The 13,926-nt window shown below is 70.9% G+C and carries 16 protein-coding genes; 11 read left to right on the top strand and 5 right to left on the bottom strand.

What is annotated here, in order from left to right:
• Window positions 1-6: 6 nt before the first annotated feature.
• Window positions 7-1,617, bottom strand: coding sequence for a fatty-acid--CoA ligase FadD8 (fadD8, locus tag DJ010_RS06835; protein ID WP_109692873.1), 1,611 nt, complete (start codon window positions 1,615-1,617; stop codon window positions 7-9).
• Between the two features lie 85 nt (window positions 1,618-1,702).
• On the opposite strand from fadD8, the gene DJ010_RS06830 reads away from it, so the two are divergent.
• Window positions 1,703-2,986, top strand: a complete 1,284-nt coding sequence (locus DJ010_RS06830) for a hypothetical protein (RefSeq protein WP_109692872.1) — start codon at window positions 1,703-1,705, stop codon at window positions 2,984-2,986.
• Window positions 2,987-2,995: 9 nt separating this feature from the next.
• Here the strand turns inward: DJ010_RS06830 and DJ010_RS06825 are convergent, their stop codons facing one another.
• Complete coding sequence (locus DJ010_RS06825; RefSeq protein ID WP_109692871.1) at window positions 2,996-3,379, bottom strand: hypothetical protein; 384 nt, start codon at window positions 3,377-3,379, stop codon at window positions 2,996-2,998.
• A 37-nt stretch (window positions 3,380-3,416) separates the two neighbouring features.
• Between DJ010_RS06825 and DJ010_RS06820 the strand changes: the two genes are divergently transcribed.
• Window positions 3,417-3,821, top strand: coding sequence for a hypothetical protein (locus DJ010_RS06820; RefSeq protein WP_245927299.1), 405 nt, complete (start codon window positions 3,417-3,419; stop codon window positions 3,819-3,821).
• A gap of 7 nt (window positions 3,822-3,828) precedes the next feature.
• On the opposite strand, the gene DJ010_RS06815 is transcribed toward DJ010_RS06820, so the two are convergent.
• On the bottom strand, window positions 3,829-4,881 hold the full coding sequence (locus DJ010_RS06815; protein WP_439331689.1) for an LLM class F420-dependent oxidoreductase: 1,053 nt from the start codon (window positions 4,879-4,881) through the stop codon (window positions 3,829-3,831).
• Window positions 4,882-4,927: 46 nt separating this feature from the next.
• Here DJ010_RS06815 and DJ010_RS06810 point away from each other — a divergent pair, with 46 nt between their 5' ends.
• The 6 genes from DJ010_RS06810 to DJ010_RS06785 are packed head-to-tail and all read left to right on the top strand — an operon-like array spanning window position 4,928 to window position 10,196.
• Window positions 4,928-5,908, top strand: coding sequence for a Zn-ribbon domain-containing OB-fold protein (locus DJ010_RS06810; RefSeq protein WP_109692868.1), 981 nt, complete (start codon window positions 4,928-4,930; stop codon window positions 5,906-5,908).
• A 12-nt stretch (window positions 5,909-5,920) separates the two neighbouring features.
• Window positions 5,921-6,988, top strand: a complete 1,068-nt coding sequence (locus tag DJ010_RS06805) for a thiolase family protein (RefSeq protein ID WP_109692867.1) — start codon at window positions 5,921-5,923, stop codon at window positions 6,986-6,988.
• Window positions 6,988-8,151, top strand: coding sequence for a thiolase family protein (locus DJ010_RS06800; protein WP_109692866.1), 1,164 nt, complete (start codon window positions 6,988-6,990; stop codon window positions 8,149-8,151). The genes DJ010_RS06805 and DJ010_RS06800 overlap by 1 nt, the downstream gene beginning before the upstream one ends.
• Complete coding sequence (locus DJ010_RS06795; protein ID WP_109692865.1) at window positions 8,151-8,954, top strand: enoyl-CoA hydratase; 804 nt, start codon at window positions 8,151-8,153, stop codon at window positions 8,952-8,954. The genes DJ010_RS06800 and DJ010_RS06795 overlap by 1 nt, the downstream gene beginning before the upstream one ends.
• Window positions 8,955-8,980: 26 nt before the next feature.
• A complete protein-coding gene (gene map, locus DJ010_RS06790; RefSeq protein ID WP_109692864.1) occupies window positions 8,981-9,748 on the top strand; it encodes a type I methionyl aminopeptidase in 768 nt (255 codons plus the stop codon).
• Window positions 9,741-10,196, top strand: a complete 456-nt coding sequence (locus DJ010_RS06785; RefSeq protein WP_109692863.1) for a hypothetical protein — start codon at window positions 9,741-9,743, stop codon at window positions 10,194-10,196. Before map ends, DJ010_RS06785 begins: the two co-directional genes overlap by 8 nt.
• 12 nt (window positions 10,197-10,208) lie before the next feature.
• Here DJ010_RS06785 and DJ010_RS22010 read toward each other — a convergent pair whose 3' ends face one another.
• Both DJ010_RS22010 and DJ010_RS06780 read right to left on the bottom strand, forming a co-directional pair.
• Window positions 10,209-10,358, bottom strand: a complete 150-nt coding sequence (locus DJ010_RS22010; protein ID WP_158282957.1) for a hypothetical protein — start codon at window positions 10,356-10,358, stop codon at window positions 10,209-10,211.
• Window positions 10,359-10,576: 218 nt separating this feature from the next.
• The gene (locus tag DJ010_RS06780) at window positions 10,577-11,041 is read right to left on the bottom strand and encodes a hypothetical protein (protein WP_109692862.1); all 465 of its coding nucleotides are present in this window, start codon (window positions 11,039-11,041) and stop codon (window positions 10,577-10,579) included.
• Window positions 11,042-11,206: 165 nt separating this feature from the next.
• On the opposite strand from DJ010_RS06780, the gene DJ010_RS06775 reads away from it, so the two are divergent.
• Genes DJ010_RS06775 through DJ010_RS06765 form a run of 3 tightly spaced genes read left to right on the top strand, consistent with a single transcriptional unit; the run spans window position 11,207 to window position 13,888 of the window.
• Entirely contained in the window at window positions 11,207-12,346 is a 1,140-nt protein-coding gene (locus DJ010_RS06775; RefSeq protein ID WP_109692861.1) for a sensor histidine kinase, read from the top strand.
• On the top strand, window positions 12,343-12,999 hold the full coding sequence (locus tag DJ010_RS06770; RefSeq protein WP_109692860.1) for a response regulator: 657 nt from the start codon (window positions 12,343-12,345) through the stop codon (window positions 12,997-12,999). The genes DJ010_RS06775 and DJ010_RS06770 overlap by 4 nt, the downstream gene beginning before the upstream one ends.
• Window positions 12,992-13,888, top strand: coding sequence for a phosphotransferase family protein (locus DJ010_RS06765; RefSeq protein ID WP_109692859.1), 897 nt, complete (start codon window positions 12,992-12,994; stop codon window positions 13,886-13,888). Before DJ010_RS06770 ends, DJ010_RS06765 begins: the two co-directional genes overlap by 8 nt.
• The last annotated feature ends 38 nt before the right edge of the window (window positions 13,889-13,926 follow it).

Genomic DNA, 13,926 nt, shown 5'->3' with positions numbered 1-13,926 from the left:
CGAGCGTTACCCGACCGACCGCTCGCCAGTCCAGTACTGCGCCCGCAACGCCTTCTTGTCCGGCTTCCCGAGCGCCGTCAGCGGGAGCGAATCGGCGACGAGCACGTCCTTCGGGACGTGCACCGAGCCCTTGCGCTCCTTGACCGCGGCCTTGATCTCGTCGGTCATGCGCGCCACCGACTCCTCGTCGGCGGGCGCGTCGGGGCGCAGCACGACGATGGCGGTGACCGCCTCTCCGAACTTCTCGTGCGGGGTGCCGATGACGCCCACCTGGGCCACCATCGGGTGCTCGGCGACGACGTCCTCGACCTCGCGCGGGAAGACGTTGAAGCCCCCGGTGACGATCATGTCCTTGGTGCGGTCGACGATGTACCAGAAGCCGTCCTCGTCCTCGCGCGCCACGTCGCCGGTGTGCATCCAGCCGTCCCGGAAGGTCTCCGCAGTCTGGTCCGGCAGCTGCCAGTAGCCGCCCGCCAGCAGCGGGCCCGCGACGCAGATCTCGCCCGGCTCGCCCACCGGCACCGGCTGGCCGTCCTCGCCGAGCAGCGCTGTGCGCAGGAAAGCGGCCGGCCGGCCGCACGAGCTGAGCCGCTTCTCGATCGGCTTGCCGTCGCCGTCGACGTGATCGCCCTTGGGGAAGTAGGTGATGACCATCGGCGCCTCGGACTGTCCGTAGTACTGGGCGAAGATCGGGCCGAACCGCTCGATGGCCTCCTTGAGGCGGACCGGGTTGATCGCCGAGGCGCCGTAGTAGACGGTCTCGAGCGACGACAGGTCCCGGGTGCGGGAGTCCGGATGGTCCATCAGCGCGTAGAGCATGGTCGGGACCACCATCAGCGAGTTGATCTTCTTCTCCTCGATCGTCGCGAGCACCTCGGCGGGGTCGAAGCGCGCGGAGACGAAGAGGGTGCCGCCCTTGATCACCGTCGGCACGAAGAACGCCGCACCGGCGTGCGAGAGCGGGGTGCACATGAGGAAGCGCGGGCTCTCCGGCCACTCCCACTCGGCGAGCTGCACCTGGCTCATCGTGTTCATCGCCTGGACGGTGCCGATCACGCCCTTGGGCTTGCCGGTGGTGCCGCCAGTGTAGACGAGCGACACGATGTGGTCCGGCGGCAGCAGTCGCGCCTCCAGCGGCACCGCGTCGAACGTCGCCGCGACCGCGGTCAGGTCGGACCCGACCGCCGCGAGCGACTCCGGCACCGGACCGATGGTGAGCACCTGCTTGAGCCCGGGGCACTTGTCGAGCAGCTCGAGCGCCCGCTCCTCGAAGTAGGGATCGATGATCAGCGTGTTGATGCCTGCGTCGTTGATGACGTAGGCGTGGTCGTCGGCGCTGCCGAGCGGGTGCAGCGAGGTGCGCTGGTAGCCCTGGGTCTGTCCGGCGCCGAGGATGAACAGCACCTCCGGACGGTTGAGCGCCAGCAGGGCGCCCGGGGACCCCTGCCCGGCACCGAGCGACTCGAACGCCTGGACGTACTGGCTGATCCGCTCGGCCACCTGGCCGCCGGTGAGCGTGACCTCGCCGAGGTGGATCACCGGGCGGTCCTTGTGCCGCTTGAGTGCCGCCACCATCAGGTGTCCGTTGTGGGCGCCGATCCGCAGGGTGTCGTCCATGACGGCAACACTAGAACGTGTTCTAGATCGAGGACAAGGTTCGCATCGCGAGTCCCAGCGGTCCGGGCGGCGATAGCGTCCCCCCATGGCCAAGCGCCCCCGCTCGCACGGATTCGCCGCGTTCGCACCCGAGGACGTCGCCGACGCCCGCGCCGGGCGGCCTCCTGGCGACCTCCGTTCGTACGGCGAGGAACGCGGCCTCGAGTGGCTCGACCGGGCCCGCCCGCTCGGGTTCACGGCCGCCTCCCCCGGGTTCGACGAGTACCGGTTCAGCGTCCTTCGCGGAATGCTCCCCGGCGGGCGGCACGGCGTGCTCATGCACCAGCTGCTGGAGGTGCCCGTCACCGGGTCGCCGAACGTGAGCGGCAGGCTCTACGGGTCCGTCGTGCGGTCCGGAGGGTCGTGGTGGCGGCCTCGTCTCCCCAACCGCACCGACATCCCGATCATCGGCGACTTCCTGGACCCGCCGACCGACGACAGTCCCCGCGAGCCGTTCGACACCGATGCCGTGTGGATCCCCACCACGGCGGTCGCCTGCCTCGTGCCCGAGAGCGTGCTGCCGCTCTTCCTGACCCGCCTCGACCGGCGGGACAAGCTCGCGCCGTACGACTTCGACCAACGGCGTGACCTCTCCGCCCACGGCGCGCCGGACTGGCGGCTGCGCACCCACGGTCGGCCGGTGAGCGACGCCCTGGTCGACCGGTTGCTGACTCCAGCGGTGCAGGAGGTCCTCGGCCGACGCTCCCACGACCCCTACTTCGGGCTGCTGGTGCTCCGGGGCACGCTGGTCGTCCGCCGGAACGGGTTCGTGCTCGACCCCACCGAGCTCGACCGCCTTGCCGTCGACACCTGCACGCTCGCCGACGCGCTGCGCGGGGCCTGTCTCCCCGAGCTCGCACCGCGTCCCCTCACCGAGCCGCTGCCCTCCCCGAGGTCGGAACACCCGGAGGTCACCCCTGCCTGGCGGGACGGCTACATCCGGGTGGCCACCAGGCTCGGCCTGGCGATGGAGGACCCGGACGAGCTGCATCGCGCCTTCCCGTCGCTGCCTCTGCCCGGGCGCGTGGTGGCGGCGATGGCCGGGGACCTCGGCGGCGGAGTCCACGGGCGCCTCGTCTACGCCGCGGAGCTGAACCTGGCGGCGTCCGAGCGAGCACGGGGCGCCGTCCTGCTCGCGGCCGCGCCGGGCAGCCCGGAGACTCCGGCGTCGGGGGTGCGCCACGACGACTGGCGACTCGTCCACCACACCCGCGCCGGGACGCACGTCCTGGTGAGCACGATGACGGCGGGCTTCTACCCCGAGGAGCAGGAGGGGCTGGTCGAGCGGGCACTGGCCTTCGCCCGCGCCGGCGGGCTGCTCAGCCGCTGACGCGCCACCTCAGCCGGTCGGCTCGAGCGGCACCTGCAGCGGTCGCACCCCGCCGAGCCGGCGGTGGTAGCGGACGTGGGCGCCGTGCTGCTCCAGGGCGTGCCACAGGGCCTGGTGGGCGGACCACGGCAGCGGCTCGTCGCCGAACCGCCAGCTCTCGCCGAAGCTGATCCACACCGGCGTCCACTCCGCCGCGAGGTCCCACTCGCCGTGGTGCTTCATCACCAGCGACCGACGGATCTGGAACGCCTGCCGGGGCCCGTCGACGCAGATCGGCGCGGTCGCGACCGGCCACACCCGCAGGTCGAGCTCCATCAGCTCGAGCTCCAGGTCCTCGAGCACGCGCGGGTCCACCAGGACGGTCGCGACGTTCTCGTGAGGAAGGCGCCTCATGCGCCCGCAGGTTAGCCCCGACCGCCGACTCCACGCCATGCTTGACCCCATGCGGTTCACCGAGCACGAGCTGACCTTGGCGCTCACGGGGGCGGCGAAGTCCGTGCACGGGGCCCGCAAGGACGTGCGCAAGCGCAAGCTCGACCCCGACGCCGCCTGGGAGGAGCTGAGCCGCTACGAGCGGTTCCAGCTGCTCGACGCGCTCGGCGGGCAGATCCTGCCGGTGCTGGTGGCGCTGCCGGACGTCGACGTCGCCGCGGGCCAGCGGGCGTCGTACTCCACCGACCAGGTGCAGCGGGTGGTCGAGGAACAGGTCGGCGACGGGCTCGGGCGGGTACGACGCGCCGTGGTGGTCAAGGCGCGCACGGTGCTGGTGCAGACCGCCCTCGCCCACCTGCCCCCGCGGCTCGACCCGGACGCCCTGCGGCACACCGAGGAGTAGGCAGGGGCTAGGCGAGCAGCTCCGCGACCTGGCGCACCTCGTCGGCACTGCGGCAGCTGAGGAGCAGCGTGGTCACGCCGGTCTCCTCCCACGCCGCGACCCGGTCCTTGACGTAGGCCTCGTCGCCGATGATGTGCATCTCCTCGACCAGCTCGTCGGGGATCAGCGCCGTGGCCTCCTCGCGCTTCTGCGCGAGGAACAGCTCCTGCACCTGGTCGGTGATGGCGGCGTAGCCCATGCGCTCGAAGACGTTCTTGTGGAAGTTCTGGTCCTTGGCGCCCATGCCGCCCATGTAGAGCGCCACGACCGGCTTGATGCCGTCGATGACCGCGCGGCGCTCGTCCTCGCTCGAGGTGATCTGCAGGTGGCAGGTGGCGGCGATCTCGAAGTCGGCGCGGGTCCGGCAAGCGCCCTCGCGCGCGAAGCCCTCGTCGAGCCAGGGTTGGTACATGCCGGCGCTCTTGGGCGTGTAGAAGATCGGGATCCAGCCGTCGGCGATCTCAGCGGTCTGGGCCACGTTCTTGGGGCCCTCGGCGCCGAGCCAGATCGGGATGTCGGCGCGCAGCGGGTGGACGATCGGCTTGAGCGGCTTGCCGAGCCCCACCGAGCCGGGACCGTTGAACGGCAGCGGGTAGTGGGGGCCCTCGTTGGTGACCGGCGCCTCACGGGCCAGCACCTTGCGGATGATCTCGACGACCTCGCGGGTGCGAGCCAGCGGCTTGGCGAACGGCTGGCCGTACCAGCCCTCGACGACCTGCGGGCCACTCACCCCCATCCCGAGGATCACCCGACCGCCGGTGAGGTGGTCGAGGGTCAGCGCGTGCATGGCGATCGAGGTGGGCGCCCGGCCGGACATCTGCACGATCGAGGTGCCGAGGCGGACCCGCGAGGTCTCCCGCCCCCACCACGCCAGCGGCGTGAACGCGTCGCTCCCCCACGCCTCCGCGGTGAAGATCGCGTCGAACCCGGCGTCCTCGGCCGCGGCGACCAGCTCGCCGACGCCCTGCGGGGGCTGCGCGCCCCAGTAGCCCAGCTGCAGTCCAAGCTTCATGCGACACATCATGCCGTACTTGAAGCGCAAACTAGAACGTGTTTCACTTTCGCCCATGAGCCGCACCCTGCAGGCGCCGGTCACCGTCGCCTTCGACTACACCCGTTCGACAGGACCCGTGATCGGTCGCTTCTTCTCCGGCCTCAGGGACGGCGTGGTCATCGGCGGACGCACGTCGGCCGGCGAGGTCGTCGTACCGCCGCTGGAGTTCGACCCGGTCACCCACGAGCCGACCACCGACTTCGTCGAGGTCTCCTCGGTCGGGACCGTCACCTCCTGGACCTGGGTGCCGGAGCCGGTCAAGGCCCAGCCGTTCGACCGTCCGTTCGCGTTCGCGCTGGTGACCCTCGACGGCGCCACTGCTCCCCTGCTGCACGCGCTCGACGTGACCTCGCCGGAGGACGTCTCCACCGGGATGCGCGTCCGGGTCCGCTGGGCCGCCGAGCGCACCGGCGCCATCACCGACATCGCGTGTTTCGAGCCGCTGGCGCCCGGTGAGGCCTCGACAGGCTCGACCAACGAGGCGTCCAGTCAGGTGGTCGAGCCTGTCGAGACCCCCGTGACCGGCGTCGTCGTCCCGGTGTCGCTCGACTATGACTACGCCGCCTCGCCCGAGGAGTCGCTGTTCTACCGCGGTCTCAACGAGGGCAAGATCATGGGCCAGCGGTGCCCGACCTGCCAGAAGGTCTACGTGCCGCCGCGCAGCGCCTGCCCCGCCGACGGCACGCCGACCGAGGAGGAGGTCGAGCTCTCGCAGACCGGGACCATCACGACGTTCTGCATCGTCAATGTCCCGTTCCTCGGGCAGAAGATCACGCCGCCGTACGTCTCGGCCTACGTCCTGCTCGACGGCGCCGACATCGCGGTGCTGCACCTGATCCTCGGCGTGCCCGCCGAGGAGGTCCGGATGGGCATGCGCGTCAAGGCCGTGTGGAAGCCGAAGGAGGAGTGGACGTTCTCGCTCGAGAACATCGACCACTTCGCGCCCACCGGCGATCCGGACGCCGACTTCGACACCTACAAGCACCACCTCTAGGGAGAGCCTTCGATGAGAGACGTTGCAGTCGTCGGGTTCGCCCAGCGACAGATGCCCGAGTTCGACGGGTCGCCGACCTGTGTCGAGCTCCTCGTGCCGCTCTTCAAGGAGTGCTACGAGCAGACCGGCTGGACCCGCAAGGACGTCGGGTTCTGGTGCTCCGGGTCCTCCGACTACCTGGCCGGGCGGTCGTTCTCGTTCGTGCAGGCGGTCGACGCCATCGGCGTGATCCCGCCGGTCAACGAGTCCCACGTCGAGATGGACCTCGCCTGGGCGATGTACGAGGCGTGGATCAAGATCCAGACCGGCGAGGTCGACACGGCCCTCGTCTACGCCTTCGGCAAGAGCTCGGCCGGGGTGCTCCGGCGGACCCTCGCGCTCCAGCTCGAGCCGTACACGATGACGCCGCTCTGGCCCGACACCGTCTCCCTCGCCGGCCTCCAGGCGCGAGCCGGCATCGACGCCGGGCTCTGGGACGAGCGCGCGATGGCCGAGGTCGCCAACCGGTCGCTGACCGACGCGGAGAAGAACGAGTACGCGATCCGCAAGGGCGGGTCGTCGGTCGAAGAGCTCCTCGCGCGGCCGATGTACGCCGACCCGCTCCGCAAGCACGACTGCTCCCCTGTCACCGACGGCGCGGCGGCGATCGTCCTCGCAGCCGGCGACCGGGCCCGGGAGGTGCGGGACCGGCCGGCGTGGATCACCGGCGTCTCCCACCACGTCGACCCCATGGGGATGGGCGTGCGCGACCTCACCCGCTCGCCGTCCGCGCAGCGGTCCGGCGCGGCACTCGACCTCGGCGGCGTCGAGGTGGCCGAGCTGCACGCGCCGTTCAGCCACCAGGAGCTGATCCTGCGTCGCGAGCTCGGCCTGGCCGACGACGTGGCCATCAACCCCTCGGGCGGCGCGCTCACCAGCAACCCGATGTTCTCGGGCGGCGGGATCCGCGTCGGTGAGGCCGCGAAGAAGGTGTGGTCCGGCGACGCCGACAAGGTGCTCGCCCACGCCACCAGCGGTCCCGCGCTCCAGCAGAACCTCGTGTGCACCCTGGCTGCATCGACCGAAGGGAACAACAACTGATGGGCAAGCAGCCTGCAGCGATCATCGGCGTCGGCCAGACGCACCACCGTGCCAAGCGGGAGGACGTCTCGATGGCGGGCCTGTGCCGCGAGGCCATCGACCGCGCCCTCGCGGACGCGAACCTGTCGCTCGACGACATCGACGCGATCGTGGTCGGCAAGGCGCCGGACCTGTTCGAGGGCGTGATGATGCCCGAGCTGTTCCTCGCCGAGGCGCTCGGTGCGGCCGGCAAGCCGCTGCTGCGCGTGCACACGGCCGGCTCGGTCGGCGGTTCGACCGCCATCGTGGCGTCCTCGCTCGTGCAGGCCGGGGTGCACAAGCGGGTGCTGACGGTGGCCTACGAGAAGCAGTCGGAGTCCAACGCGATGTGGGCGCTGTCGGTGCCGCTGCCGTTCAACATGCCGGTGCACGCCGGTGCCGGCGGCTACTTCGCACCGCACGTCCGCTCCTACATCCGTCGCTCGCAGGCGCCGACCCACGTCGGCGCGATCGTGGCGGCCAAGGACCGCACCAACGCGCTGAAGAACCCTTACGCCCACCTGCACAACGAGGGCACCACCGTCGAGACCGTGCTGGCCTCGCAGATGCTGTGGGACCCGATCCGCTACGACGAGACCTGCCCGTCGAGCGACGGCGCCTGCGCGCTGGTGATCGTCGACGAGGACACCGCCGCCTCCTCGCCCAACCCGGCGTGGATCCACGGCACCGTGATGCGGTCCGAGGCCACGACCGCCGCCGAGCGTGACCAGGTCAACCCGCAGGCCGGCCGCGACGCCGCGGCCGCGCTGTGGAAGCAGGCCGGCATCACCAACCCGATCGAGGAGATCGACGCGGCGGAGATCTACGTGCCGTTCTCGTGGTTCGAGCCGATGTGGCTGGAGAACCTCGGCTTCGCGGCGGAGGGCGACGGCTGGAAGCTCACCGAGGCCGGCGAGACGGCGATGGACGGCAGGATCCCGGTGAACTGCTCCGGCGGCGTTCTCTCCTCCAACCCGATCGGCGCCTCGGGGATGCTCCGCTTCGGCGAGGCCGCTCTGCAGGTCCGTGGCGCGGCGGGCGAGCACCAGGTCGACGGCGCCCGGCGAGCGCTCGGCCACGCCTACGGCGGCGGCTCGCAGTTCTTCGCGATGTGGGTGGTCGGCTCCGAGAAGCCGTCGAACTGATGTCGTTCGTGACGGTCGAGCGGCGCGGCGACGTCGCGGTCGTCACGCTGAACCGGCCGGAGCGGATGAACTCCATGGCGTTCGACGTCATGGTGCCGTTCCGCGACGAGCTGCGCCGGCTCAGCGACGACAACGAGGTGCGCGTCGTCGTGCTCACCGGAGCCGGGCGGGGCTTCTGCTCCGGCGCCGACCAGAGCGGCGAGAAGGGCCGGATGCCCAACATCGACGGGCTGACCGGCGTGACCATCGCCCTGCGCGCGATGGAGCTGCTCGACGACATCATCGTGACGCTCCGGCGCCTCCACCAGCCGGTGATCGCTGCCGTCAACGGGCCCGCCATCGGCGGAGGGCTCTGCCTCGCGCTGGCCTGTGACGTCCGGGTCGCCGCGGAGTCGGCGTACTTCCGTGCCGCCGGGATCAACAACGGCCTCACCGCCAGCGAGCTCGGTCTCAGCTACCTGCTCCCCCGCGCCATCGGGTCCTCCCGAGCCGCCGAGATCATGCTCACCGGCCGCGACGTCGACGCTGCCGAGGCCGCCACGATCGGGCTGGTCTCCCGCGTCGTCCCCGACGACCAGCTGCTCGACAGCGCGCTGGAGACCGCCGCCTCGATCACCCGTTGGAGCCGGCCCGGAGTGGAGCTGACCAAGCGCACCCTCCAGGACAGTCTCGACGCCGCCAGCCTCGAGCAGCACATGCACGCCGAGGGCGTCGGCCAGCTGCTGGTCCGGCTGCTCACGAAGAACTTCGAGGAAGCGATCGACGCCCGCAAGGAGAAGCGGGAGCCGCGGTTCCGGGACTGACACGTCGCGCCCGTACTCTTGACCTCGTGATCGAGCTCCGCACCCCGACCCAGATCGAGCAGATGCGGCCCGCGGGCCGCTTCGTCGCCTCGGTGATCAGCGCACTCGCGGAGAAGGCGGACGTCGGGGTCAACCTGCTCGAGCTCGACGAGCTGGCGCACCGGATGATCAAGGACGCCGGCGCGACCTCCTGCTACATCGACTATCACCCCTCGTTCGGCGCGATGCCGTTCGGCAAGGTGCTCTGCACCTCGGTCAACGACGCGGTGCTGCACGGCCTGCCGTTCGACTACACGCTGCAGGACGGCGACCTGCTCTCGGTGGACTTCGCCGCCTCCGTCGACGGCTGGGTCGCCGACTCCGCGCTCTCCGTCGTCGTCGGCACGCCGCGCCCCGAGGACCTCCGGCTGATCGACGTCGCCCAGCAGGCCCTCGACGCCGGCATCGCCGCGGCGCGGTCCGGCAACCGGCTCGGCGACATCTCCGCCGCGATCGGCTCGGTCGCTCGCGGCGCCGGCCTCGGCGTCAACCTCCAGTTCGGCGGCCACGGCGTGGGACGGACCATGCACGGCGACCCGCACGTCCCCAACGACGGTCAGGCGGGGCGCGGCCTCAAGCTCCGCCCGGGACTCGTCATCGCCATCGAGCCGTGGTTCCTCCACACCACCGACGAGATCAGGTTCGACCCCGACGGCTGGACGATCCGCAGCGCCGACGGCTCCCGCGGTGCGCACGTCGAGCACACGATCGCGATCACCGACGGTGACCCGATCGTGCTCACCGCGCGTGACTGAGAGCTCCCCTCGCAGCGCCGCCGAGCGCAAGCAGGACGCCCTCGACCAGCTGACGACGCGGCACCAGGACGGCTGGGTCGCCACGACCTACGACGGCGTGGCGCACCTCGTGCCGCTGTCGATCGCCTGGGTGGAGGAGCGGGTCGTGATCGCACTCGACGCGACCTCCGTGACCGCCCGCGGGATCGCCAGCAGCGGGCGGGCTCGCGTCGGCGTCGGACCGACCCGTGACGTCGTCATGATCGACGCCGTGCTCGAGCGGACCGTCCCGGTCGCCGATGCCGGTGAGCTCGGCGAGGCCTACGCCGGCCAGGCCGACTGGGACCCGCGGCAGAGCGGCGGGAGCTACCAGTACGTCGTGCTCGCCCCACGCCGGATCCAAGCCTGGCGCGAGGTCGACGAGATGGTGGGGCGCACGATCATGCGCGACGGCGCGTGGTTGGTGTGACCACGCCTCCGGTCAGTCGAGCCCCACGATGAAGCCGTAGATCCCGAACGCGACGCCGATCCCGACGATCAGCCAGAGCGAGATCCACGCGTAGGTGTGCATCGTGTGCTGGTAGCTGTTCTCCGAGTAGCCCTCGAAGAGCTCGGGGTTGCTGTCGCTCATCAATCACTCCTGAGGTCGGGCGAGACTTCCTCCTCCACCGTAGCGCCGCTGGGCCCTCGGTGGCCTGTATCGACACCCTCGAACTGCGCGCGCGGTCTTCGTGTCGTGCGCTCGCCCATCAGGAGGACTTCTCTACGTCGACACGGTGCGGATCGTGACGTTCGACCGCGATCTCGTACGCGGACTTTGATCCGGTGCGCGGCTGGTCGCGAGACGCGCTACCCGCGGACCCGAGCCGAGACGGCCCGGATCGCAGACGCGACCAGACCGCAGCTGACGCCGACCGCAATCCCGGTGAACAGGCTGCTCACGAAGGCGGCGACGCGGAGCGGCACCTCCGCCAGGTCCGCGTCGAGCTCACCCAGCACCGGCTCGTCGTCCCCGAACACCTGGTCCCAGAGGAGGTTGTGCACGATCCCGAGCGCGAGTCCGTAGACAGCACCGACCACCAGCAGGGTCAGGACCGGCGAGGGGACACGCGCCCTCAAGGCGACGAGGATCCACACCGCCAACGGACCGATGGTGAGGATCGCAGGGACAGGACCGGCGTCGATCCCTAGGTCGTGCGCGAAGATCCGCGGAACCGACAGCAGCGCGAGACCGAGGACCGCCCAGATCGGGAGACCGGTTCGGTGCCGTGGACGGATCGGGGGCGACGCGGGAGTGGGGCGATCGTGGGTCATGGTCGGGAACGTAGGAGCCGACGGCCCGCGGGGCGTCCCCCGCAGGGCGGCACGAGTACTTCTCAGATCGACGTCGTGAAGCGACTCCTCGTCGCTCGAACGCGATGGTCTCCGGCCGTGAGCGGACGTAACATTCGGCTCCCCGGAAGGCTGAGGTGGGACGGCATGCATGCACGACGAGCGGATCTTCTGCTGTGCCTGGTTGTCGTGATCGCCCTGGCGGTCGTGGTCAGCTCCGACCAGGGCCGGGGCGGTCACGTCAACCCGGTGGCCTACCTGTGGGCCGTCGGGCTCGGCGGCCTCATGCTGATCAGGCGAAGCCACCCACGGCTGGTCCTCGCCCTCACCGTCCTCGGCTTCGTCTCCTACCACGCGGTGGGCTTCCCGTCGATCGGCGTCGCGGTCCCGGTCGCGGCGTCGCTGTACTCAGCGACGGAGATGGGACACGTCCGGGCGGCCGTCGTCGCCGGGCTGTTCGCGCTCGGAGTGTCGACGACGTACCGCGTCCTCGCTGGGCAAGATCCCGCGTTCGTGCTGGGCTACGAGCTGGTCTACCACTTCGCGCTGATCGCGGCAGTCATCCTCCTCGGCCACAGTGTCCGCAACGCACGGAGGCTGCGACGGCGCACCGACCAGGTCACCCGCCTCCTCGAGCGGCAGCGTGCGATGGACGCCGACGCACGCGTCCAACAGGATCGGTTCCACCTGGCGAGAGAGCTGCACGACTCCATCGGACACTCGCTCTCGATCGCATCCCTCTACACCGACATCGCCCGGGAGGCCGGCTCCGACCAGACACGGCGAGAGGAGGCACTGGTGCTGGCTCGGTCGAGCATCGTCGAGTCGCTCGCCCACCTACGCCGCACCGTCAAGGTGCTCCGCGAGCCAGGTCGCGACGCGGGCGAGGACGGACCACGGGTCGCGGACCTCCCGAGTCTCCTCGACGGGCCTGCGGCAGCGGGATACCGGGTGGAGGTCGACGTCGAGCACGGCGTCCGTGAAAGCGGCGCGCCGCCGGACGTCGAGACCGTTGCCTTCCGCGTCGTCCAGGAGGCCGTGACGAACACCTTGCGGCACTCCAACGGCACCCGGATCGACGTCCGGGTGGCGTCCGTCCCCGGAGGGCGACTCGTGGTCAGCGTGAAGGACGACGGGCAGGTCACCGGGTCGACGGCGGCGCCTCGCGGTCACGGGCTGCGAGGGCTGTGCGAGCGGGTCACGGGCCTGGGCGGGATCTTCGACGCCGGCCCCGCGCCGGGCGGTTGGCTCGTCCGCGCCGAGCTTCCCGCAGGAGGTGGCAGTTGATCCGGTTGCTCCTCGTCGACGACCAAGCCCTCCTCCGCGCCGGCCTGCGGGCCGTCCTCGAGCACGGCGGTGACATCTCCGTCGTCGGTGAAGCCGCGAACGGCAAGGAGGCACTGCGGCACGGCCGCGACCTTCGGCCGGACATCGTCCTGATGGACCTGCGGATGCCGGTGATGACGGGGACCGAGGCCATCCGCGCCATGCGTGCCGACCCGCTGTTGGCCCGCACACCGATCCTCATGCTGACGACGTTCGACGAGCACGAAGACGTGGTCGACGCGATCGCTGGCGGCGCGAACGGATACCTGCTCAAGAGCATCGAGGCCGACGACCTGCGGCGCTCCGTGCGCCGAGCGGTCGACGGCGAGGTCCAGGTGGCACCGAGTGTCGTCGAACAGATGATGGCGCGGATCGCGCGGCTGCCCACCCGCCGCTCCGGAGGACCGCAGCTCGCCGGCCTCACCGAGCGCGAGCTGGAGGTCCTTTCGCACGTGGGCCAGGGTCTGAGCAACGAGGAGATCGGCAAGGCCCTGTTCCTCAGCCCGCAGACCGCACGGACCTACGTGAGTCGCCTGATGAGCAAGCTCGACGTGAGGAATCGAGCCCAGCTCGTCGTCCTCGCCCACCGAGCCGGGTTGATCGACGATGTCTGAGCCCGCCGAGCGCCAGGCGCGCCTGCTTGCCGAGGAGCTGTCGTGCACCGTCCACCTGGAAGCACTGGGAGGCGCGAGCCGGACCTTCCGGGTCGCCGGGACGGACCACATCGTGACGGTCCCGCTGTCCTGGCCCGACGACCGAGAACCCGCGTCAGAGCTGATCCGCCGAAGCACCCTGCAGGAGCGGATCGCGGGACGGGTGACCGTGGCCGTGCCACGTGTCGTCGGGGCGGTGCCGCGGTCGGGCCTGGTGGTCGTGCGCCGGCTGGACGGGGAGCGGATGATCACCGCTCATCCCGCTCGACAACGCGCGGTCCGGCACCAGGCGGCGGTCACCGCCGGTTCCGTCCTGGCGCAGCTTCACACCTGGGAACCGGCGGCGTACGAGGATGTCGCCGTCGCCGACGACTACTCCCCCGAGGACTGGCGGCAGGAGGGAGGCGAGCTCGCCCGCGAGCTGCACCCGGTGCTCAGCGACGGCCAGCGGAGCGACGTCCGCCGGTTCCTGGCACATCCACCTCCTCCGCCCGCCGCGACCCACGTGCTCAGCCACAACGACCTCGGTATCGAGCACATCCTGATCTCGACCGGGGACGACGCCCCGGCCGTGACCGGCATCATCGACTGGGACGACGCCGCCATCTGCGATCCCGCCTACGACTTCGGCCTCCTGCTCCGCGACCTCGGCCCCACAGCGCTCGACACCGCACTGGCTGCCTACGCGACCCACGGCGCCGCGCCCATCGGGTACGTCGAGCGCGCCCGCTTCTACGCGAGCTGCAAGCTGTTGGAGGACCTGGCTTTCGGCTACGCGAACGAGCGACGCGACTACGTCGAGAAGTCCCTCGCTGCATGGCCGTGGACCTTCGGTCCCGCACGCGGGTGAGCTCAGGCGCAACGATCCGAGGGCCCGGGCGCCGGGTA

Source organism: Nocardioides silvaticus, assembly GCF_003160695.1.
Lineage (GTDB): Bacteria > Actinomycetota > Actinomycetes > Propionibacteriales > Nocardioidaceae > Nocardioides > Nocardioides silvaticus.
The sequence above is the reverse complement of the archived record's forward strand: the minus strand, read 5'-3'. Positions and strand labels throughout refer to the sequence as shown.